Source organism: Streptomyces sp. NPDC006743 (assembly GCF_040703815.1).
Lineage (GTDB): Bacteria > Actinomycetota > Actinomycetes > Streptomycetales > Streptomycetaceae > Streptomyces.
Genome location: NZ_JBEYJA010000034.1, coordinates 66656 through 88467, shown reverse-complemented (window position 1 = coordinate 88467; position 21812 = coordinate 66656). Strand labels below are relative to the sequence as shown.

The following is a 21812-nucleotide window of genomic DNA, read 5'->3' as shown; positions in this document are numbered from 1 at the left end:
GCTGGGGGGGGGGGGGGGCCCCGCCCCCCCCCCCCGGGCGCGGGGGGGGGGGGGGGGGGGGGCCGGGGGGGGCGGGCCCCCCCCCCCCCGACGCCGCGCACCGCTCCGGCGGCCCCCAGCCCGCCAGCACCACCGGCGCCCCGCGCTCGGCGAGCGGCACCGCCGCCGCGAGCGGCCCGGCGGGGTCCTGCGCGTCGCCCGTAAGGCACCCGAGGGGCTCGAAGGCGGTGACGAGCGTGTAGGGCGCGGCGCCCGGTGCCGCGCCGGCCGCCGCGTCGGTGCCGAGGGGGCTGTGGGTGGCGCAGCCGTCGGGGACGCCTGGACCGCCGGGGGCGCCGGGGGCGCCAGGGACGCCGCGGGCCCCGGCGGTGTGGCGCTCCGTGGAGCCGCGCCCCGTGGAGCCGCGCCCGGCGGTGCCGCGGGTCCCGTCGCGGTCCGCGGCGGACGGTGCGGCGCCGAGGGCGTCCGGGGGCCCCTGGACGATCCGGGCGTCCGCACGCGCGCGCGTGCCCGGCGCTCCGGGCGCCTCGGGCAGCAGCCGCTGCCGTGCCAGGGCCAGCCGTTCGGGGCAGGAGTCGACGCCGGTGACCGCCGCCCCTCTGGCGGACGCCATGAGCAGGGCGAGCCCGGAGCCGCAGCCGAGGGCCAGCAGCCGGGTGCCGGTGCCCACCTCCAGCCGCTCGTAGACGGCCTCGTAGAGCGGCACCAGCATCCGCTCCTGGATCTCCGACCAGTCACGCGCGCGTGCACGCAGGTCCACCCCGGGCGCGGGGCCCGCGTGAGGCAGGTGCTGACGCACGAGCGTAGGTGTCATGGATAAGCGCCCCAATCCGCCGAGAATTGCCGCTGTGCCGATTCCGTGGCCCCCGTGCAGTGCGCGCGCACTTCCGTATGCCAGGTAACTCCCCGCTCCGCATGGCGTCCAGGGGTCGTGAGGGCATCTTCGTCCGTTCCGGGCCCCTCGCCCGGAGATTTCACATCCCGGAAACCCGGGCCTTGCCGTCCCGTCGCGGACGGCCGGGGGTGGGGTGGTGCGGGACACCTGGGGCGCGCCCGGTAACGTCACCGTCGCCGCGCACGCTCACCGCGTACAGCCTTCCGCCGGGGAAGCGGCCGAAACGTCTCTTGTACACCGCGCGCGTACCTGTGCACCGGCGTGCGTGAAGGCCCTACGCGCCGGTGCGTATGCGGGGCTACGCACCACCTTGGTATCAGCTGTGAGGCTTCTCCGCAGATCAGCGCACCCGCCCTCGTCAGGACGCATCAGCGGCAACTGACGGGTACGTGCAAATTATTTGGGATGCCCCGGAATAGGAACACAGTGGCACTCCCGCTCGTTGTCATTACGTGAGCACGACACAGACACCACCTGTTCTCGCAGCGGAGCTGGCGCAGGCGTGGGCCGACATTCAGCGGTACCACCCCGAGCTGCCCGATCTCGCCGCCCCCGAGTCCCTGATCGGGGAGTCGTCGTCCGCGTGCGGGCACGAGCTCTCCTTCGAGCGACTGCTCCACGAGGCAGTCCACGGCATCGCCGCCGCCCGCGGGGTGCGTGACACCTCCCGCGCCGGCCGCTACCACAACCGCCGGTTCCTGGCCATCGCCGAGGAGCTGGGCCTCGACCACCCGGACGAGCCGCATCCCAGCAGCGGCTTCTCCCTGGTCACGCTCAGCCCCGAGGCCAAGCGCCGCTACCGCCCGACGATCGAGCGCCTCCAGCGCGCCCTGAAGGCGCACACGGCGGCCACCACCGCCGACACCGGCCGCAGCTTCCGCGGCCCGGCCGCCCGCCACGGCTCCTCCGGCGGCGGGGTCCGGGTCAAGGCCGTCTGCGACTGCGGGCGCAACGTACGCGTCGTCCCCTCGGTCCTGGCCCAGGCCCCGATCGTGTGCGGCGGGTGCGGCAAGCCGTTCCGGATCCCGGAGGTCGTCGGCGCGGCGGGCTGAGAGCGCGGCTGCTCGTGGCAGCCGCGCTCCGGCCGCCGGCCGGTGGTCCGGGCACGACGGCACCCGGCCGCCGGGTGCCCCTGTGGCGTGCCCCGGCGGCGCCCACCCCGCGCCGGGAGGGTGCCGCCGGGTGTGGCACAATGGCTAGCTGTACTCGACAGCCGCACAGGACCCCTCTCTCCTCCGGCTGACGCGTCCATCGGGCATTCGGGTACCGCAACCCCACGCGGCGTCCCGCCGTGCCCCACCACGTCAATCCAGGAGAACCCACTCCCGTGGCAGTCAAGATCAAGCTGAAGCGTCTGGGCAAGATCCGTTCGCCTCACTACCGCATCGTCGTCGCCGACTCCCGTACCCGCCGTGACGGCCGGGCCATCGAGGAGATCGGCCTGTACCACCCGGTGCAGAACCCCTCGCGCATCGAGGTCGACGCCGAGCGCGTGGCGTACTGGCTCGGTGTCGGCGCCCAGCCGACCGAGCCCGTGCTCGCCATCCTGAAGAAGACCGGCGACTGGCAGAAGTTCAAGGGCGAGCCCGCCCCGGCGCCCCTGCTCCAGCCGCAGGAGAAGGCCGCCCGTCCGTCGTTCGAGTCGCTCGGCGGCGAGGACGAGGGCAAGGGTGAGGCCATCACCCAGAAGAAGAAGGCTGAGAAGAAGGACGAGGCCGCTGCCGAGTCCGAGTCCACCGAGGCCTGAGCAGCATGCTCGAAGAGGCGCTTGAGCACCTCGTGAAGGGCATCGTCGACAACCCTGACGATGTGCAGGTCGCCTCGCGCAACCTGCGTCGCGGACGTGTGCTCGAGGTGCGGGTCCACCCCGACGACCTCGGCAAGGTGATCGGCCGCAACGGTCGCACCGCACGCGCCCTGCGCACCGTCGTGGGCGCCATCGGCGGCCGGGGCGTCCGCGTCGACCTCGTCGATGTGGACGACGTCCGCTGACGCTTCATCGCATCGCAACCGGCTCGGGCCGGGGAGGGCCGTCAAGGGCCGTCCCCGGCCCGTAGTCGTACGACAGGAGATCTGGACACGTGCAGCTGGTAGTCGCACGGATCGGCCGCGCCCACGGCATCAAGGGCGAGGTCACCGTCGAGGTACGTACCGACGAGCCGGAACTCAGGCTCGCGCCCGGCGCCGTACTCGCCACCGATCCCGCCTCGGCGGGACCGCTCACCATCGAGACGGGCCGCGTCCACAGCGGGCGCCTGCTGCTGCGGTTCGAGGGCGTCGCCGACCGCACCGCCGCCGAGGCGCTGCGCAACACCCTCCTCATCGCGGACGTCGACCCGGACGAGCTGCCCGAGGAGGAGGACGAGTACTACGACCACCAGCTGATCGACCTCGACGTGGTCACCGAGGACGGCACGGAGGTCGGCCGGATCACCGAGATCTCGCACCTGCCCTCCCAGGACCTGTTCATCGTCGAACGCGCCGACGGCAGCGAGGTGATGATCCCGTTCGTGGAGGAGATCGTCACCGAGATCGACCTGGAGGAGCAGCGGGCCGTCATCGCCCCGCCGCCGGGCCTGATCGACGACCGCGCCGAGATCGCCTCCGCCCGGGGCGAGGAGGGCTCCGGATCCGGCGGCGCCTCCACCGACGACGGCTCCGGCGGCTCGGGGGAAGCCTCCTGATGCGCCTCGACGTCGTCACGATCTTCCCCGAGTACCTCGAACCGCTGAACGTCTCCCTCGTCGGCAAGGCACGCGCGCGTGGACAGCTGGACGTGCACGTGCACGACCTGCGCGAGTGGACGTACGACCGCCACAACACGGTCGACGACACGCCCTACGGCGGCGGCCCCGGCATGGTCATGAAGACCGAACCGTGGGGCGACGCCCTGGACAGTGTCCTGGCCGACGGCTACGAGACGGGCTCCCGCGCGCCCGCGCTGATCGTCCCGACCCCCAGCGGCCGTCCCTTCACCCAGGAACTCGCCGTCGAGCTGTCCGAGCGCCCCTGGCTGATCTTCACCCCGGCCCGCTACGAGGGCATCGACCGCCGCGTCGTGGACGAGTACGCCACCCGGATACCCGTCTACGAGGTGTCCATCGGCGACTACGTCCTCGCCGGCGGGGAGGCGGCCGTGCTGGTCGTCACCGAGGCCGTGGCCCGTCTGCTGCCCGGCGTCCTCGGCAACGCCGAGTCGCACCGGGACGACTCCTTCGCGCCCGGGGCCATGGCGAGCCTCCTGGAGGGCCCCGTCTACACCAAGCCGCCCCTCTGGCGCGGCCGGGACATCCCCGACGTGCTGCTCAGCGGCCACCACGGGAAGATCGCCCGCTGGCGCCGCGACGAGGCGCTGCGGCGCACCACGGCCAACCGGCCCGACCTCATCGAGCGCTGCGCCCCCGCGGCCTTCGACAAGAAGGACCGTGAGATGCTGTCCATCCTGGGCTGGTCGCCCGACCCGGCGGGGGAGCCGTACGGCCGATTTTGGCGCAGGACCGGCGACGTGGAAGAATAGGCCGCTGCTGTGTGCTGTCCGGCGGGCGCCCCTGCCACAGGGGGACACGACGACCGCCCCGACCGCCCGGCAGACCTTCCGGAAATCCTAGTTCCCGTTGATGACCTGTGGCATCAGCGAAGAAAGCAGAGACATGTCTCACCTGCTCGACACCGTCGACGCCGCGTCGATCCGCGACGACATCCCGGCCTTCCGCCCGGGTGACACCGTCAACGTGCACGTCCGCGTCATCGAGGGCAACCGCTCCCGTGTGCAGCAGTTCAAGGGCGTGGTGATCCGCCGCCAGGGTTCCGGCGTGCGCGAGACCTTCACGGTCCGCAAGGTCTCGTTCTCCGTCGGCGTCGAGCGCACCTTCCCGGTGCACACCCCGATCGTCGAGAAGATCGAGCTGGTCACCCGTGGTGACGTGCGCCGCGCCAAGCTGTACTACCTCCGTGAGCTGCGCGGCAAGGCCGCGAAGATCAAGGAGAAGCGCGACAACTGAGCGCTTTCGGGGGTTCACATCGGGGCGGGATAGCATTCCGCCCCGATGGACACCGAAGCACAGCCGACCGAGCGCGACCGCTCCTCCCGCCCCTCCGCTGCCGGATCCGAACGGACCCCGGACACGCAGGGACCGGAGGACCGGTCGCGTTCGTCGTTGGCGGCGCGCCTCACCGGCCGCGTCCCCGGCGGGCGGATCACCCTGTCCGCGCTGACCGGCCTGGTCCTCCTGCTGCTCCTCAACGCGTTCGTGGTGCAGCCGTTCCAGATCCCCAGCGGGTCCATGGAACCGGGACTGAGGATCGGGGACCGGATCCTCGTCGACAAGGTGGCCTACCGTTTCGGTGCCGGGCCGCGGCGCGGCGATGTCGTCGTGTTCGACGGCACCGGGTACTTCGGGGACGCCGACTACGTCAAACGCGTGGTGGGTGTGGGGGGAGACCACGTGGTCTGCTGCGACGAGAAGGGCAGGATCGAGGTGAACGGAGAGCCGGTCGACGAGTCGGCGTTCCTTCATCCGGGTGACAGTCCCTCCGCGGTGCCCTTCGACGTCGTGGTGCCGCAGGGCACGCTGTTCGTCCTCGGCGACCACCGCGGCGACTCCAGCGACTCGCGCGACCACCTGGGCTCCCCGGGCGGCGGCATGGTCCCGGTCGGGGACGTGATAGGCCGGGCCGACTGGATCGCCTGGCCCCTCGGTCACTGGACCCGCCTCACCCGGCCCGGTGCCTACGCGCGCGTGCCCGCTCCCACCCCGGCGGGCGGTGCCCATGGGTAACCGCGGCAGACCGCGCGGCGCGCAGCCCGGCCCCGCCGACGACCCGCGGCCCACCGGGGACCGGCGGCCGGCGAGCCCGGCCGGCGGGCGCACCCGGGCGGAGCGGCGCAAGCTGCAGCGCAAGGTCAAGCGCAAGCGCCGGCGCTCCGCCGTACGGGAGATCCCCCTGCTGGTCGGCGTGGCCGTCCTCATAGCGCTGGTGCTGAAGACCTTCCTCGTGCAGGCGTTCGTGATCCCGTCGGGCTCCATGGAACAGACGATCCGCATCGGCGACCGGGTCCTCGTCGACAAGCTCACCCCCTGGTTCGGCGCCGAGCCGAAACGCGGGGACGTCGTCGTCTTCCGTGATCCGGGGGGCTGGCTGGACGGCGAGGAGACCGCGAAGAAGAACGACCCGATCGTGGTCAAGCAGGTCAAGGAGGCCCTCACCTTCATCGGCCTGCTGCCCTCCGACGACGAGAAGGACCTGATCAAGCGGGTCATCGGGGTCGGCGGCGACCACGTCAAGTGCTGTGACGTGCAGGGGCGGGTGACCGTCAACGGCGTTCCCCTGAACGAGGGGGACTACCTCTACCCGGGCAACGCCCCCTCCGACACCCCGTTCGACATCACGGTCCCCGAGGGCCGGCTGTGGGTGATGGGTGACCACCGGGGCAACTCCGCCGACTCACGCGCCCACCGGAACACCGCCTACGGCGGCACGGTCTCGGAGAAGTCCGTGGTGGGACGGGCCCTGGTGATCGGCTGGCCCTTCGGCCACTGGGCCACGCTGCGGGAGCCGGAAACCTTCGCCGCGGTCTCCGACTCGGCGGCCGGGTCGGACGCCGCCGGGCCGCCGTCGCATAGGGTTGCCCCCTACGATCCCAACAGATCGGTTCAACTCCCGAGCCCTGCGGAACTCCCGCTCGTTATGGGAGTGGTGGGCCTGCGCCGTGGACGGGGCAGGCGGTGGCGCGGAGTGAGGAGTTGGCGTGGGGGATGTGGCGGTTGGCGCACGGTCCGGCAGCGACGGCGAGGAGCACCGCGGACACCCCGTGGACGCGGCGGCCCCTGCTGCGGACAACGCCGTGACCTCCGGGAACGAGAGCACGACAGCCGAGGACGGCACGGTGACGGAGCACAACCACAGTGATGAGCAGGCCCCCGGCACAGGCAGCCCGGAGGCGAGGAAGCCGCGGTCCTTCTGGAAGGAACTGCCGATCCTGATCGTCATCGCCCTGGTGCTGGCGCTCCTGATCAAGACGTTCCTGGTCCAGGCGTTCTCCATCCCGTCCGACTCGATGCAGAACACGCTGCAGCGCGGTGACCGGGTCCTGGTCGACAAACTGACCCCGTGGTTCGGTTCCGAGCCCGACCGCGGCGAGGTCGTCGTCTTCCACGACCCGGACGACTGGCTGGCCGGCGAGCCGACGGCCAAGCCCAACGCGCTGCAGACCGTGCTCAGCTGGATCGGCCTGATGCCGTCCGCGGAGGAGAAGGACCTGATCAAGCGGGTCATCGGTGTCGGCGGCGACACCGTCGAGTGCAACGGCACGGGCCCCCTGAAGGTCAACGGCAAGGCGCTGAACGAGCCGTACGTCTACCCGGGCAACACCCCGTGCAGCCAGGACGACCAGGGCGGCCAGTTCAAGGTCAAGGTCCCCGAGGGCTTCATCTGGGTCATGGGCGACCACCGCCAGAACTCCCGGGACTCGCGCTACAACCAGGCCGACAAGAACCACGGCATGGTCCCGGTCAAGGAGGTCGTGGGCCGTGCCATCGTGCGCGCCTGGCCGGTCAACCGCTGGGGCACCCTGCCCGTCCCGGACACCTTCGACCAGCAGGGCATCGGGGAGCAGTCCTCGGCGGCCGGCGCGCTGACGGTGGCCCCCGGCGGAGTGGCCCTCACCGCCGCGGTGCCGCTCGTCGTCTGGCGGCGCAAGCGGACCCTGAAGCCGCAGACCGGCACCGGTACGCCGACCACGGCGGCCGGGAGCCGCTGACCGGCATCACCGGCACCGGTAGCGCGACCTCGGCGGCCGGGAGCCGCTGACCGGCACCGGTTTTCGCGACCACGGCGGCGACCGCTCGCCCCGGCCGGGGCCCGGCGCCGCCGCCGGACTCCCGCCCGTGCCGTACACCCCTGTGAAACCCCCGTGGAGCTGTGGCTCCGGCCCCGGAAGGGGGCTCCCCGGGCTGGGTACCGCCGGGTAGGGTGCGGATCCATGGGTGGCGAGAGCACGACACGTACGGCCCCGCGCGGCGGCGGCACAGGCAGGAAGCCCGCGGGTGGCAGGACGGGGCAGCGGCTGTCCGGGCTCGCCGTGGCGCTCGGCCTGGTGCTGTTCCTCGGCGGATTCGCCTGGGCGGCGGTCGTGTACCGGCCCTACACCGTGCCCACCAGCTCCATGACACCGACGATCGGCGTGGGTGACCGCGTGCTGGCCCAGCGCGTCGACGGCGACGAGGTGCGCCGTGGCGACGTCGTCGTCTTCCACGACAAGAACTGGGTGGCGAACGCGCCCGTCGTCAAGCGGGTGGTCGCCGTCGGCGGGGACACGGTCGCCTGCTGCACGAACGGCAAGCTCACCGTCAACGGCAAGCAGATCGACGAGCCGTACCTGAAGGGCGGCCCCGCCGAGCTCGCCGGCTTCCCCACGGTCAAGGTGCCCGAAGGGCGTCTGTTCCTGCTCGGCGACGAGCGCCGCGGCTCGCTGGACTCCACCGCCCACCTCACCGACGCGGCCCGGGGCACCGTCTCCCGCGCCGACGTCACGGCCCGGGTCGACTCCGTGATCTGGCCGGCCAAGGGCATGCTGGAGCGGCCGACCGGCTTCCAGGCGCTGGGCGCCCTGTCCCCGCCGGGACCGCTGCGCACGATCTTCTTCCTGATCGTCGCGGGCGTGGTCCTGGTGTTCGCCGGCGGCGCGTACGGACCGCTCGCCAAGCTGCTGGGCGGCTCCCGCGCCCGCGGAAGGACGGAGCCGGCCCGTGCCCGCTGAGACCGCGGACGCGGGCCACGAGATGCACGGGTCCGGCGGCGAGCCGCGCAAGGTGGCGCGGGTCGTCCTGCTCGACCCGGCCGACCGCATCCTGCTCCTGCACGGCCACGAGCCGGACGATCCGGCCGACGACTGGTGGTTCACGCCGGGCGGCGGCCTGGAGGGCGACGAGACCCGCGAGGAGGCCGCCCTGCGGGAACTCGCGGAGGAGACCGGCATCACCGAGGTGGACCTCGGCCCGGTGCTCTGGCGCCGCCGCTGCTCCTTCCCGTTCGCGGGCCGCCGCTGGGACCAGGACGAGTGGTACTTCCTGGCGCGGACGACGCGGACGGCGACGGCGGCCACCGCGCTGACCGAGCTGGAGCGGCGCAGCGTCTTCGGAGCGCGCTGGTGGACGTGTCGGGAACTGGCCCGCACGCATGAGACCGTGTATCCCACCAGACTCGCCGGGCTACTGCGCACACTGCTCGACGAAGGTCCCCCGGCCGCGCCCGTGACCCTGGACACCGAAATCGTCTAGGGGTTCACGGGACTGGCGCACAATGGGGGGACCGTACGGCTGAAGGGGAACATGCCATGAGCGCCGAGGACCTCGAGAAGTACGAGACCGAGATGGAGCTGAAGCTCTACCGGGAGTACCGCGATGTCGTCGGTCTGTTCAAATACGTGATCGAGACCGAGCGGCGCTTCTACCTCACGAACGACTACGAGATGCAGGTGCACTCCGTTCAGGGCGAGGTCTTCTTCGAAGTGACGATGGCCGACGCGTGGGTGTGGGACATGTACCGGCCGGCCCGGTTCGTGAAGCAGGTGCGCGTGTTGACGTTCAAGGACGTGAACATCGAGGAGCTGAACAAGAGCGACCTGGAACTGCCCGGCGGGTGAGCCGGGCGACCGGGCGGCGCCCGCGGACCGCCCGCGTACCGGAAGGTCGCTCGTGCGGGTGACGCGGTTGTCCACAACCGGTGGGTAACCCACCAAGATCCACTCGATGGGTCCGGATGCGTGACGGTGGGCGCCGGAGGTGGTGCCGACATGACCACGCATCAAGCACGCAGTGCACTCGGCAGGTACGGAGAGGGCCTGGCGGCGCGCCGGCTGGCCGAGGCGGGCATGACCGTCCTGGAGCGCAACTGGCGCTGCGGCAGGACCGGGGAGATCGACATCGTGGCCCGCGACGGTGACGTCCTGGTCGTGTGCGAGGTGAAGAGCCGCAGGGCCGGAGCCTTCCAGCACCCGATGGCGGCGGTCACGCCCGAGAAGGCCGAGCGGCTGCGCGGCCTCGCCGAACGCTGGATCCAGGCCCACGGCGGAGCACCGCCGGGCGGCGTCCGCATCGACCTGGTGGGCGTCCTGCTGCCCCGGCGCGGCGCGCCCCTCGTCGAGCACGTGCGGGGGGTGGCGTGATGGGATTCGCGCGGACCTGCTCCGTCGCCCTGGTCGGGGTCGAGGGCGTCGTCGTCGAGGTCCAGGCGGACCTCGAACCGGGCGTCGCCGCCTTCACCCTGGTCGGACTGCCCGACAAAAGCCTGACCGAGAGCCGCGACCGGGTACGGGCGGCCGTGGTCAACTCCGGTGCCGAATGGCCGCAGAAGAAGCTCACCGTGGGGCTCAGCCCCGCCTCGGTGCCCAAGGGCGGCAGCGGCTTCGACCTCGCGGTGGCCTGCGCGGTGCTCGGCGCCGCGGAACGGATCGACCCCCGCGTGCTCGCCGACATCGTGATGATCGGCGAGCTGGGCCTGGACGGCCGGGTGCGCCCCGTGCGGGGCATCCTCCCGGCGGTCCTGGCCGCCGCCGACGCCGGATACGAACAAGTGGTCGTACCGGAGTGCGCCGCCGCCGAGGCGTCCCTGGTGCCCGGGGTCTCGGTGCTCGGCATCCGCAGTCTGCGGCAGCTGATCGCCGTCCTGACGGACGAACCCGTACCGGAGGAGGACCGGGACGAGCCGGGCCGCCCCGACCCGCTCCTGGCCGGCCTGCGCGTGCCCGGCGCGGCGGCCGCCACCGGCATGCACAGCATGGGAGCCGCCCAGCACGACCAGGGACACGACCTCGCCGACGTCGTCGGCCAGCGCTCCGCGCGCACCGCGCTGGAGGTCGCCGCGGCCGGCGGACACCACCTGTTCCTCCAAGGCCCACCGGGCGCGGGCAAGACCATGCTCGCCGAGCGGCTCCCCGCGGTCCTGCCCCCGCTCGGCCGCCAGGAGTCCCTGGAGGTCACCGCGGTCCACTCGGTGGCCGGGCTCCTGCCGCCGGGCAAACCGCTGATCGACCTCGCCCCCTACTGCGCCCCGCACCACTCGGCCACCATGCAGGCACTCGTCGGCGGCGGCCAGGGCGTCGCCCGCCCCGGAGCCGTCTCCCTCGCCCACCGGGGCGTGCTCTTCCTCGACGAGACCCCCGAGTTCAGCAGTCACGCCCTCGACGCCCTGCGCCAGCCCCTGGAGGCGGGGCACGTGGTGATCGCCCGCAGCGCGGGTGTGGTGCGGTTCCCGGCGAAGTTCCTCATGGTCCTCGCGGCCAACCCCTGCCCCTGCGGACGGTTCTCGCAACGCGACACCCTGTGCGACTGCTCGCCCTCCGCGATCCGCCGCTACCAGGCCCGGCTCTCCGGGCCGCTGCTGGACCGGGTCGACCTGCGGGTCGAGGTGGACGCGGTCACCCGCGCCGAACTGGCCCGGCGCGACGCCGCCGGCGAGTCCACGCGGACGGTGGCCTGCCGGGTGCGGGCCGCCCGGGAGCGCGCGGCGGCCCGGCTCGCCGGGACGCCCTGGCGCACCAACAGCGAGATCCCCGGACGCGAGCTGCGCAGCCGCTGGCACGCCACCGCCGGCGCCATGGACGAGGCCGAGCGCAACCTGGAGCGCGGTGTCCTCACGGCCCGCGGACTCGACCGGGTGCTCCGCGTGGCCTGGACCGTCGCGGACCTCGTCGGCCACGACCGGCCCGACGCCACCGACGTCGCCCTCGCCCTGCAACTGCGCACCGGAGTGCCACGCGGCGTACCCATGGCCCTCGGGGTGCCGGCATGAGCGCCGCCCCCCGCCACCCGGACCCGGGCGGCCTCCCCGCCCCCGCCCGCGGACGCGACGACCACACCGCCGCTCCACCCGGTCCCGCTCCCGGCCTCCCCGGCCCCGAAGTCCTGGCGAGGGTCTTCCTCAGCCGGGTCCTGGAGCCCGGGGACGTCACCGGCGGGCGGTGGGTGCGGGAACTGGGCGCCGTGGACACCGCCCGGCGGCTGCGGGAAGGCACGCCCCCGCTGCCGGGCGTCTCGGACAGACGCTGGGCGGGCCTGTGCGCCCGTGCGGCACGGGCCGACCCCGAGCGGGACCTCGCCGCCGCACGCGAGACCGGGGTGCGGTTCGTGTGCCCCGGCGGCACCGAGTGGCCCGCCCAGCTCGACGACCTGGCGGACGCCCGGCCCACCGGCCTGTGGGTGCGCGGCCGGCCCAGCCTGCGCATGTGGGCCCTGCGGTCGGTGTCCCTGGTCGGCGCCCGGGCCTGCACCGAGTACGGCGCGCACATGGCCGCCACCCTGGCCGCGGGGCTGGCCGAGCGCGGCTGGGTGGTGGTCTCCGGCGGCGCCTACGGAGTCGACGGCGCCGCCCACCGGGGCGCGCTCGCCGGCGGGGGCGCCACCGTCGCCGTGCTGGCCTGCGGCGTCGACCGGCCCTACCCCCGCGGCCACACCGGACTGATCACCAGGATCGCCGACCAGGGCCTGGTGATCGGCGAGCTGCCGCCCGGCGATCACCCCACGCCGAACAGGTTCATCGTCCGCAACCGGGTCATCGCCGCCCTCACCCGCGGCACCGTGGTCGTGGAGGCCGCCCTGCGCAGCGGCTCCCTCGTCACCGCACGGGCCGCGCAGCGCCTGGGCCGCCACACCATGGGCGTCCCGGGGCCGGCCACCAGCGCCCGCTCGGCAGGCGTCCACGAACTGCTGCGCGGCGGCGCCACGCTCGTCACCGACGCCGCGGAGGTCGTCGAACTGGTCGGTGACATCGGCGAACTCGCCCCCGACCGGCGCGGCCCCGTCCTCCCGCGCGACCTGCTGGAACCGGAGGCCCGGCAGATCCTGGCCGCGCTCCCCGCCCGAGGGGCGCCCACCGCGGCGGACATCGCCCGCGACGCCCGGACCACACCGGACGACGCGGTCGCGAGACTGTACGAACTGCGCGCCCTCGGTTACGTCGAACGACATGGCGACGGATGGAAGTTGACACGCCAGGCGATGATCTCGGGCCGAGCCGATCCGGACGCGTGCTGACCGAGCGTGTTCGGCCGTCCGGGGGAACGCCGACGCCTGCGTAAATTCCCGCAGTTGAGCGTTCCCCCTGTCACCCAGGGTGACGCGGATGACCCGGTGGAGCGCCTCGCGGAACGTATCTGCGCACGCCCCGCGCCCCGTCGTTCGCGCACCGCGACACTCCAGTCACGCTACGCTCACGGGGTTTCGACGAGGACACCCCGATACCGAACCCAGACCGACAGCTCACCCAGAAGGCCGCATCCCACGGCAGAACGGCACAAGGCGACGAATGCCCCAGCACACCTCCGGGTCCGACCGGGCGGCGATCCCCCCAGCCGCCCGCGACGGTGGCAGCGTGCGGCCGCCCGCTCCCTCGACGCTCGACGAGCTGTGGCGGTCGTACAAGGCGACGGGGGACGACAGACTGCGGGAACAGCTCATCCTTCACTACTCGCCGCTGGTGAAGTACGTCGCGGGACGCGTGAGCGTCGGTCTGCCGCCCAACGTGGAACAGGCCGACTTCGTGTCCTCGGGCGTCTTCGGGCTCATCGACGCGATCGAGAAGTTCGACATCGACCGGGAGATCAAGTTCGAGACGTACGCGATCACCCGGATCCGCGGCGCGATGATCGACGAGCTGCGCGCGCTCGACTGGATCCCCCGGTCGGTGCGGCAGAAGGCGCGCAACGTCGAGCGGGCGTACGCGACACTGGAGGCCCGGCTGCGGCGTACCCCCTCGGAGGGTGAGGTCGCCGCCGAGATGGGCATCGCGATCGACGAACTCCACGCGGTGTTCAGTCAGTTGTCCCTGGCCAACGTGGTGGCGCTGGAGGAGCTGCTGCACGTGGGCGGCGAGGGCGGCGACCGGCTGAGCCTGATGGACACGCTGGAGGACACCGCCGCCGACAACCCGGTGGAGGTGGCCGAGGACCGGGAACTGCGCCGGTTCCTGGCCCGCGCGATCAACACCCTGCCCGAACGGGAGAAGACCGTCGTCACGCTGTACTACTACGAGGGCCTCACGCTCGCCGAGATCGGCAACGTGCTCGGGGTGACCGAGAGCCGGGTCAGCCAGATCCACACCAAGTCGGTGCTCCAGCTGCGCGCCAAACTCGCGGGCTTCGGACGGTGACGGCAAGGGCGGAACCCGGCGCCGGGGCGGGCGGCCCGGCCGGTGCGCCTCCCGCCGCGCGCGGCGCGTCCGTAAAGTGGACGACGTGCCAAGGATTCGAGCGGCCTCCGTGGCCGAGCACCGGTCGATGCAGCGCGCCGCCCTGCTGGACGCGGCGCGGACCCTGCTGTCCCAGGGCGGTACGGAAGCGCTGACCTTCCCGGCCCTGGCCGAGCGGACCGGGCTCGCGCGGTCGTCGGTGTACGAGTACTTCCGGTCGCGGGCCGCCGTGGTCGAGGAGCTGTGCGAGGCCGACTTCCCGGTGTGGGCGGCGGAGGTGTCGGCGGCGATGGCCGCGGCCGCCGGCCCCCGAGCCCGGATCGAGGCTTACGTCCGCAGCCAGCTCGAACTGGTCGGGGACCGGCGGCACCGGGCCGTCGTGGCGATCTCCGCGAGCGAACTGGACGCGGGCGCCCGGGAGAAGATCCGGGCGGCGCACGGCGGACTGGTCGCCCTGATCGTCGACGCCCTGGGCGAGGCGGGACACCCGCAGCCACGGCTGGCGGCGATGCTGCTGCAGGGCGTCGTGGACGCGGCGGTACGCCGGATCGAACTGGGCGCCGAGGAGCCGCAGGTGGTGGCGGAAGCGGCGGTCGGGATGGCGCTGCGGGGAATCACCGGCTGACCGCTTCTCCGGACGGCCCGACTCCGCCCGGCCTCTCCGTCCCCCCGGGCCCTCGTTCTACCATCCCCGCCTCTCCGTTCCCCCCTCTTCGTCCCCCCCTCTTCGTCCCCCCGCCCCCGCCCCTCCGCCTCTCCGCCCCCCCTCCCCCCGCCCCCCCGCCCCCGCCCTCCACTCCCCACCTCCGTCTGCGCCGCTCAGTGCCCCACGCGCTGTACCGCCGCCCGCGCCGTGCCGATCCCGGTGCCCTGCCCCTCCCTCGAGCCCTCCGCCCGGCGCCGTGCCGCCCCCCGCGCCGTCCCGCCCCGGCGCCCTGCCCCTCCCTCCAGTCCTCCGCCCCGCGCCGTGCCGCTCTCCGCGGCACGGCGCGGCTCCCGTCCGCTCCCACCCTTCCGCCGCCTCGCCGCGTGCTCCCGGCTATGCCGGCGGGGGTACGCCCAGGACGGGGAGCAGGCGCGGCGGGCCGGCGTTCAGCAGCCAGGGGGGCAGCAGGAGCAGGGGGTTCAGGTAGGTCTCGCCGCGCAGCAGGCCCCAGTGCAGGCAGCCGCTCACACAGTGGGACCCCGGCCTGGAGGCCTCCACGGTGCCGATGACCTGGCCGGGTGCCACCCGGGTGCCTTCCGTCACCGACGCCCGCACCGGTTCGTACGTCGTCCGCAGTAGCGGGGTGCCCGTCCCCGACAACTCGACCGACACCACGCCCCGTCCCGCCACGGCCCCCGCGAAGGACACGCGTCCCGCCGCCACCGCCCGTACCGGGGTGCCCGGCGCCGCACTCAGGTCCACGCCCCGGTGCCCGGGGCCGTACGGCGTCGCCGGGGGCTCCCAGCCCCGCAGGACCGCCGGGCGCACCCCCACCGGCCACGCCCGGCCGACCGCCGGTACGGACGCGCTTCCGGCCGCCCGTTGCCGCCCCGCCGTCGGAGCAGGCCCGCTTTCCGCCGGTGCCGAGGCGGCCCGGCCCGCCGGGGGAGCCGGCCCGGCCCCGTCCGACGCGGGCACCGGACCGCCCGCGCCCGCCCACGCCGCCGGGGGAGCCGGCCCGGCCCCGTCCGTCGCAGGCACCGGCCGGCCCGCGCCCGCCCGCGCCGCAGATCGAGCCCCACCCGCCCACGCCGCCGGTCGAGCCCCGCCCGCCCACGTCGGCGCCGCCGCCGGAGCCGAGGCCGGCGCCGCCGCCAGCGACCAGGCCGGCGTCGAGGCCGGTACCGGCAGGCCCGCCGCCACCGTCAGGAACAGCCCGAGCCACCCGCGCATCCACCGGCCCGCCCGCCCGCTCACCCACCCGCTCATCCATCGCATCGCACGCATCCGAGACATGCGTCCACGCTCCCGCACCCAGCCCGGGCCGGCCGGAGCCTGTGGACAACTCACCCGTTGTGGACAGCGGCGTCACCCGGCACCTTCCGGGTCCCGTACACTTCTGGTGGCGACCCGGGTCACCGGGTCGACTTCGCACGCCCCGACGCACAGACCGGCAACGGTCGGTGTCAGCGCCCCTCGGTCCTTCGCGGCACGGCGCGCAGCGGGCGTCAGGCGCGGGAGCCGTCCGGCACCCGCGGCACAACCGAGAAACTCAAGGAGAGTACGGCCATGGCCGTCGTCACGATGCGGGAGCTGCTGGAGAGCGGCGTCCACTTCGGTCACCAGACCCGTCGCTGGAACCCGAAGATGAAGCGCTTCATCTTCACCGAGCGCAACGGCATCTACATCATCGACCTGCTCCAGTCGCTGTCGTACATCGACCGCGCCTACGAGTTCGTCAAGGAGACCGTCGCCCACGGCGGCACGGTCATGTTCGTCGGCACGAAGAAGCAGGCGCAGGAGGCCATCGCCGAGCAGGCCACCCGCGTCGGCATGCCCTACGTCAACCAGCGCTGGCTGGGCGGCATGCTCACCAACTTCTCGACCGTCTACAAGCGCCTGCAGCGCCTGAAGGAGCTCGAGCAGATCGACTTCGAGGACGTGGCCGCCTCCGGCCTCACCAAGAAGGAGCTGCTGGTCCTCTCCCGCGAGAAGGCCAAGCTGGAGAAGACCCTCGGCGGTATCCGCGAGATGCAGAAGGTGCCCAGCGCCGTCTGGATCGTGGACACCAAGAAGGAGCACATCGCCGTCGGTGAGGCGCGCAAGCTCAACATCCCGGTCGTCGCGATCCTCGACACCAACTGCGACCCCGACGAGGTCGACTACAAGATCCCGGGCAACGACGACGCGATCCGCTCCGTCACCCTGCTCACCCGCGTGATCGCCGACGCCGTCGCCGAGGGCCTCATCAGCCGCTCGCGCGTCGCCACCGGCGACAAGGGCGAGAAGGCCGCGGGCGAGCCGCTCGCCGAGTGGGAGCGCGACCTGCTCGAGGGCGAGAAGAAGGCCGACGAGGCCGAGAAGCCGGCCGAGGCCCCCGCCGCCGAGGCTCCGGCCGCCGAGGCCCCCGCGGCCGAGGCTGCGGCCACCGAGGCTCCGGCTGCCGCCGAGGCCCCCGCTGCCGCCGAGGGCGAGCAGCAGGCCTGACCCGTCAGCGTCCGTGTTGACGGCGGGAGCGGGGCATGAAGTCCGCTCCCGCCGTTCACCCGTAGCTCAGCGGCGTGTCAGCGGGACCCGCCCCCCCCGCTCCACCGGCGGCGGGGCCCGCAGACCCCCTGATCTCCGATCTTCCAGACTTCGAGAAAGATTCACAGACTCATGGCGAACTACACCGCCGCCGACGTCAAGAAGCTCCGTGAGCTCACGGGCGCCGGCATGATGGACTGCAAGAAGGCGCTGGACGAGGCCGAGGGCAACGTCGAGAAGGCCGTCGAGGCGCTGCGCATCAAGGGCCAGAAGGGCGTCGCCAAGCGCGAGGGCCGTTCCGCCGAGAACGGTGCCGTGGTCTCGATCCTCGCCGACGACAACTCCTCCGGTGTTCTCGTCGAGCTGAAGTGCGAGACGGACTTCGTCGCCAAGGGCGAGAAGTTCCAGGCCGTGGCCAACGCCATCGCCGAGCACGTCGCCAAGACCTCCCCGGCCGACCTGGACGCCCTGCTCGCCTCCGAGATCGAGGCCGGCAAGACCGTCCAGGCGTTCGTGGACGAGGCCAACGCCAACCTCGGCGAGAAGATCGTCCTGGACCGCTTCGCGCAGTTCTCCGACGGCTTCGTGACCGCGTACATGCACCGCACGATGCCCGACCTGCCCCCGCAGATCGGTGTCCTCGTCGAGCTGGACAAGCCGAACGCCGATGTCGCCAAGGGCGTCGCCCAGCACATCGCCGCCTTCGCGCCGAAGTACCTCTCCAAGGAGGACGTGCCGGCCGAGGTCGTCGAGTCCGAGCGCCGCATCGCCGAGGAGACCACCCGCGCCGAGGGCAAGCCCGAGGCCGCGATCGCCAAGATCGTCGAGGGTCGTCTGAACGGCTTCTTCAAGGACGCCACGCTGCTCGGCCAGCCCTACGCCCTGGACAACAAGAAGTCCGTCCAGAAGGTCCTGGACGAGGCCGGTGTCACCCTGAAGCGCTTCACGCGCATCAAGGTCGGCATCTGAGTCTCAAGTCCGTACCGCGACGGACGCTCGACCCGGATAGGGTCGACAGCAGTCGTCCACGTCGCGCGCGTATGCCGGCACGCGGCCGCGCGTGACGGACGACAGCAGATCTGACGAGGAGGCCATTGCCGCTGCATGGGATGCGAACGCCCCACCGGCAATGGCCTTCTTCGCATGTGTACCACGTAAAAGAGGCGGGATCTCATGACCACCAAGGCCCAGAAGAGCGACGACGGCAAAGTGACCGGCCGGTTTCTGCTGAAGCTGTCCGGAGAGGCCTTCTCCGGCGGCGGGGGCCTGGGCGTCGACCCGGACGTGGTGCACGCCATCGCCCGTGAGATCGCGGCCGTCGTCCAGGACGGCGCGCAGATCGCGGTCGTGATCGGCGGCGGCAACTTCTTCCGCGGCGCCGAACTGCAGCAGCGCGGCATGGACCGCGCCCGCTCGGACTACATGGGCATGCTCGGCACCGTGATGAACTGCCTCGCCCTGCAGGACTTCCTGGAGAAGGAAGGCATCGACAGCCGGGTCCAGACCGCCATCACCATGGGCCAGGTCGCCGAGCCGTACATCCCGCTGCGCGCCGTGCGCCACCTGGAGAAGGGCCGCGTGGTCATCTTCGGCGCCGGTATGGGCATGCCGTACTTCTCCACCGACACCACCGCCGCCCAGCGCGCCCTGGAGATCGACGCCGAGGCGCTGCTCATGGGCAAGAACGGGGTGGACGGGGTGTACGACTCCGACCCGAAGGCCAACCCGGACGCCGTGAAGTTCGACTCCCTCGGGTACGGCGAGGTCATCACCCGCGACCTGAAGGTCGCCGACGCCACGGCGATCACGCTGTGCCGCGACAACCGGCTCCCCATCGTCGTCTTCGAACTCCTGAAGGAGGGCAACATCGCCCGCGCCGTCAAGGGTGAGAAGATCGGCACGCTTGTGGGTGACCAGGCCGGCCGGGGCTGACCGGCACCCCCCGGGGCCGCCGGCCACCGGGAAGCCACCTGTCCGGGCGACGGACGGGACGGACCCGGACCGGGGGATGGACAATGTCCTGCCGGTCGGGAACCGTGCAGGAAGAAGACGCGACGCAGCCGGCCGGCGGCCCCGACCGGGAACCGCAGCCGGGCCTACTCAAGACACGCAGGAGCAAGTGGTGATCGAAGAGACCCTCCTCGAGGCCGAGGAGAAGATGGAGAAGGCCGTCGTGGTCGCCAAGGAGGACTTCGCCGCGATCCGCACCGGCCGTGCGCACCCGGCGATGTTCAACAAGATCGTGGCCGACTACTACGGTGCGCCGACGCCGATCAACCAGCTGGCCTCGTTCTCCGTGCCGGAGCCGCGCATGGCCGTCGTGACCCCGTTCGACAAGAGCGCGCTGCGCAACATCGAGCAGGCGATCCGCGACTCCGACCTGGGCGTCAACCCGAGCAACGACGGCAACATCATCCGTGTGGTGTTCCCCGAGCTGACCGAGGAGCGCCGCCGCGAGTACATCAAGGTGGCCAAGGGCAAGGGCGAGGACGCCAAGGTGTCCATCCGTTCCGTGCGCCGCAAGGCCAAGGACGCCATCGACAAGCTGATCAAGGACGGCGAGGTCGGCGAGGACGAGGGCCGTCGTGCGGAGAAGGAGCTCGACGACACCACCGCGAAGTACGTCGCGCAGGTGGACGAGCTGCTCAAGCACAAGGAAGCGGAGCTGCTCGAGGTCTGATGAACGACTCTTCCTGGGGAGCGCCGCAGCAAGCCGGGTACTGGGGGCCCGCCGAGGGGTCACCCGCCCAGGGACCCGTCCCGGGCACGACCCCCGCGGGCCCCGCGTACGATGCGCCGGGCGCCCAGCAGACCCGCCCCATGCCCATCGTGCCCGAGGTGCCCGCCCACGGCGGAAACCAGGAGGACGACCGGGGGGCCGCGTACACCGGCGGCTCCCCGTTCCGTGACGAGCCGCCCAGGCCGCAGCCCTACGGCCTCGCGCGGCCCCAGCCGCAGGACCCCGCGCAGCCGCAGCCGCAGGACCCCGCGCGTCCGCAGCCACGGGCGCACCCGCAGTCGTACGACATGCCGCAGTCGCATCCGCGGCCGTACGAGGCGCCGCAGCCGCGGCCCTACGACACGCCGCGTACGCCGCCCGCCCACGGGTCGGCGCCGCAGAATCCGGAGCCCATGCCCGACGCCCCGCAGCCGGCGCCCGCCCCGCAGGCACCGCAGAAGAAGAGCGCGGGACGGGACCTGGGCGCCGCCATAGGCGTCGGTCTCGGGCTCGGCGTGGTGATCATCGCGTCGCTGTTCGTCGTCAAGGCCGTGTTCGTGGGCGTCATCGCGGTCGCGGTCGTGGTCGGCCTGTGGGAGCTGACCTCCCGGCTGCAGGAGCGCAAGGACATCAAGGCGCCCCTGGTGCCGCTCGCGGTCGGCGGCGCCGCGATGGTGGTCGCCGGATACGTCCGGGACGCCGAGGGCGCCTGGGTGGCCATGGCGCTGACGGCGCTCGCCGTCCTGGTCTGGCGGATGACCCAGCCGCCGGAGGGCTACCTCAAGGACGTCACGGCGGGCGTCTTCGCCGCGTTCTACGTGCCGTTCCTGGCCACGTTCGTGGCGATGCTGCTCACCGCGTCCGACGGGCCGTACCGCGTCCTGACCTTCCTCATCCTCACCGTGGTCAGCGACACCGGCGCCTACGCCGTCGGCTGGCGCTTCGGCCGGCACAAGCTGGCCCCGCGCATCAGCCCCGGCAAGACCCGCGAGGGCCTGGTGGGCGCGGTCGCCTTCGCCATGGCGGCCGGCGCCCTGTGCATGCAGTTCCTGATCGACGACGGAGCCTGGTGGCAGGGCCTGTTCCTCGGCCTCGCGGTGGCCGCCAGCGCCACCCTCGGCGACCTCGGCGAGTCCATGATCAAGCGGGACCTGGGCATCAAGGACATGGGGACCCTGCTTCCCGGTCACGGCGGCATCATGGACCGCCTGGACTCCCTGCTGCCGACCGCCCCCGTGGTCTGGCTCCTGATGGTCCTGTTCGTCGGCTCCTCCTGACCGGCGCGGCCGGGCCCGCGAGGCCCGGGAGGATCTTTCCGGCGGCCGGGTCCCACTGCCAGGGGCCCGGCCGTTGGAGTTCCCTCCCATGGGGCGGGGACGACTCGAGAAGGACGGCACCTACCACGGCGATCTGCCGTGCCGGTGGTGCGAGGCACTCATCGACCAGGGCGGGCGCCGCAGACCGCGCCGCTACTGCGGCGGCCGGCACCGGACGAAGGCCTACGCCACATGGGTCTTCGGCATCGTCGCCATCTTCTCCTGACCACGGATCCGCCTGCCTCCAGCGCGCCTGCCCGCGCGTTCGGCGCGGACAGAGGGCCCGCGCCGAGTCACCGGGCCCTCTTCGGGCCGTCAGGGCGTGCGCGAGGCCGCGCCGTCAGGCCGACGCGAGTCCGGCCGTCAGGACGGCCCGTGTCAGGCCGTCAGGACGGCCCGCGTCCGGGTCGTCGGACCGGAGCCGGTCCGGCCCGTCAGGACCGTCCGCGTCCAGGCCGTCAGCCGGAGTGAGTCCGCCTGTCAGGATCGCCCGCGTCCGGGCCGTCAGGCTCGCAGCGGATCCGG

The 21812-nt window shown here is 72.9% G+C and carries 25 protein-coding genes; 23 read left to right on the top strand and 2 right to left on the bottom strand.

The features are described 5' to 3' along the window. Positions 1-814 (bottom strand): methyltransferase domain-containing protein (locus ABZ719_RS25135; protein ID WP_366727431.1); only part of this gene is annotated, 814 nt, incomplete at its 3' end. Between the two features lie 533 nt (positions 815-1347). Between ABZ719_RS25135 and ABZ719_RS25130 the strand changes: the two genes are divergently transcribed. From ABZ719_RS25130 to ABZ719_RS25050, 17 genes are all read left to right on the top strand, one after another. Next, entirely contained in the window at positions 1348-1947 is a 600-nt protein-coding gene (locus ABZ719_RS25130) for a hypothetical protein (protein WP_037862167.1), read from the top strand. A 275-nt stretch (positions 1948-2222) separates the two neighbouring features. Further along, on the top strand, positions 2223-2642 hold the full coding sequence (gene rpsP / locus ABZ719_RS25125) for a 30S ribosomal protein S16 (protein WP_037862168.1): 420 nt from the start codon (positions 2223-2225) through the stop codon (positions 2640-2642). A gap of 5 nt (positions 2643-2647) precedes the next feature. Further along, a complete protein-coding gene (locus ABZ719_RS25120; protein WP_030612780.1) occupies positions 2648-2887 on the top strand; it encodes an RNA-binding protein in 240 nt (79 codons plus the stop codon). Positions 2888-2976: 89 nt separating this feature from the next. Further along, a complete protein-coding gene (rimM, locus tag ABZ719_RS25115; protein ID WP_366727430.1) occupies positions 2977-3579 on the top strand; it encodes a ribosome maturation factor RimM in 603 nt (200 codons plus the stop codon). After that, on the top strand, positions 3579-4412 hold the full coding sequence (trmD, locus tag ABZ719_RS25110; protein WP_366727429.1) for a tRNA (guanosine(37)-N1)-methyltransferase TrmD: 834 nt from the start codon (positions 3579-3581) through the stop codon (positions 4410-4412). The genes rimM and trmD overlap by 1 nt, the downstream gene beginning before the upstream one ends. A 133-nt stretch (positions 4413-4545) precedes the next feature. Then, the gene (rplS, locus tag ABZ719_RS25105; RefSeq protein WP_037862172.1) at positions 4546-4896 is read left to right on the top strand and encodes a 50S ribosomal protein L19; all 351 of its coding nucleotides are present in this window, start codon (positions 4546-4548) and stop codon (positions 4894-4896) included. Between the two features lie 45 nt (positions 4897-4941). Further along, a complete protein-coding gene (lepB, locus tag ABZ719_RS25100) occupies positions 4942-5673 on the top strand; it encodes a signal peptidase I (RefSeq protein ID WP_366727428.1) in 732 nt (243 codons plus the stop codon). Then, the gene (gene lepB, locus ABZ719_RS25095) at positions 5666-6805 is read left to right on the top strand and encodes a signal peptidase I (protein ID WP_366727427.1); all 1140 of its coding nucleotides are present in this window, start codon (positions 5666-5668) and stop codon (positions 6803-6805) included. Before lepB (ABZ719_RS25100) ends, lepB (ABZ719_RS25095) begins: the two co-directional genes overlap by 8 nt. Further along, positions 6783-7655, top strand: coding sequence for a signal peptidase I (lepB, locus tag ABZ719_RS25090; protein ID WP_366727426.1), 873 nt, complete (start codon positions 6783-6785; stop codon positions 7653-7655). The genes lepB (ABZ719_RS25095) and lepB (ABZ719_RS25090) overlap by 23 nt, the downstream gene beginning before the upstream one ends. 222 nt (positions 7656-7877) lie before the next feature. After that, entirely contained in the window at positions 7878-8654 is a 777-nt protein-coding gene (lepB, locus tag ABZ719_RS25085; RefSeq protein WP_366727425.1) for a signal peptidase I, read from the top strand. 22 nt (positions 8655-8676) lie between these two features. Beyond that, a complete protein-coding gene (locus ABZ719_RS25080; RefSeq protein WP_366727436.1) occupies positions 8677-9174 on the top strand; it encodes an NUDIX hydrolase in 498 nt (165 codons plus the stop codon). 56 nt (positions 9175-9230) lie between these two features. Further along, on the top strand, positions 9231-9539 hold the full coding sequence (locus ABZ719_RS25075; RefSeq protein WP_014675276.1) for a DUF2469 domain-containing protein: 309 nt from the start codon (positions 9231-9233) through the stop codon (positions 9537-9539). Between the two features lie 120 nt (positions 9540-9659). Beyond that, the gene (locus ABZ719_RS25070; protein WP_366727424.1) at positions 9660-10061 is read left to right on the top strand and encodes a YraN family protein; all 402 of its coding nucleotides are present in this window, start codon (positions 9660-9662) and stop codon (positions 10059-10061) included. Beyond that, the gene (locus ABZ719_RS25065; protein ID WP_366727423.1) at positions 10061-11686 is read left to right on the top strand and encodes a YifB family Mg chelatase-like AAA ATPase; all 1626 of its coding nucleotides are present in this window, start codon (positions 10061-10063) and stop codon (positions 11684-11686) included. The genes ABZ719_RS25070 and ABZ719_RS25065 overlap by 1 nt, the downstream gene beginning before the upstream one ends. Beyond that, a complete protein-coding gene (gene dprA / locus ABZ719_RS25060) occupies positions 11683-12927 on the top strand; it encodes a DNA-processing protein DprA (protein ID WP_366727422.1) in 1245 nt (414 codons plus the stop codon). The genes ABZ719_RS25065 and dprA overlap by 4 nt, the downstream gene beginning before the upstream one ends. Before the next feature lie 271 nt (positions 12928-13198). Next, positions 13199-14041, top strand: coding sequence for an RNA polymerase sigma factor WhiG (gene whiG / locus ABZ719_RS25055; RefSeq protein WP_037862179.1), 843 nt, complete (start codon positions 13199-13201; stop codon positions 14039-14041). A gap of 109 nt (positions 14042-14150) precedes the next feature. After that, entirely contained in the window at positions 14151-14705 is a 555-nt protein-coding gene (locus ABZ719_RS25050; protein ID WP_366727435.1) for a helix-turn-helix domain-containing protein, read from the top strand. A 414-nt stretch (positions 14706-15119) separates the two neighbouring features. On the opposite strand, the gene ABZ719_RS25045 is transcribed toward ABZ719_RS25050, so the two are convergent. Continuing rightward, complete coding sequence (locus ABZ719_RS25045; RefSeq protein ID WP_366727421.1) at positions 15120-15767, bottom strand: M23 family metallopeptidase; 648 nt, start codon at positions 15765-15767, stop codon at positions 15120-15122. A 528-nt stretch (positions 15768-16295) separates the two neighbouring features. On the opposite strand from ABZ719_RS25045, the gene rpsB reads away from it, so the two are divergent. The 6 genes from rpsB (at position 16296) to ABZ719_RS25015 (ending at position 21513) form a co-directional block, all read left to right on the top strand. Next, on the top strand, positions 16296-17213 hold the full coding sequence (rpsB, locus tag ABZ719_RS25040; RefSeq protein ID WP_366727420.1) for a 30S ribosomal protein S2: 918 nt from the start codon (positions 16296-16298) through the stop codon (positions 17211-17213). Between the two features lie 171 nt (positions 17214-17384). Further along, on the top strand, positions 17385-18221 hold the full coding sequence (gene tsf / locus ABZ719_RS25035) for a translation elongation factor Ts (RefSeq protein WP_366727419.1): 837 nt from the start codon (positions 17385-17387) through the stop codon (positions 18219-18221). Positions 18222-18425: 204 nt separating this feature from the next. Then, positions 18426-19184 carry a UMP kinase gene (gene pyrH / locus ABZ719_RS25030; protein WP_037864002.1) on the top strand — a complete coding sequence of 253 codons (759 nt, stop codon included), beginning with the start codon at positions 18426-18428 and terminating at the stop codon, positions 19182-19184. A 190-nt stretch (positions 19185-19374) separates the two neighbouring features. Further along, positions 19375-19932, top strand: a complete 558-nt coding sequence (gene frr, locus ABZ719_RS25025) for a ribosome recycling factor (protein ID WP_014675285.1) — start codon at positions 19375-19377, stop codon at positions 19930-19932. 140 nt (positions 19933-20072) lie between these two features. Continuing rightward, positions 20073-21248 carry a phosphatidate cytidylyltransferase gene (locus ABZ719_RS25020; RefSeq protein WP_366727433.1) on the top strand — a complete coding sequence of 392 codons (1176 nt, stop codon included), beginning with the start codon at positions 20073-20075 and terminating at the stop codon, positions 21246-21248. Between the two features lie 88 nt (positions 21249-21336). Next, positions 21337-21513, top strand: coding sequence for a hypothetical protein (locus tag ABZ719_RS25015; RefSeq protein WP_366727418.1), 177 nt, complete (start codon positions 21337-21339; stop codon positions 21511-21513). Positions 21514-21812: the final 299 nt, after the last annotated feature.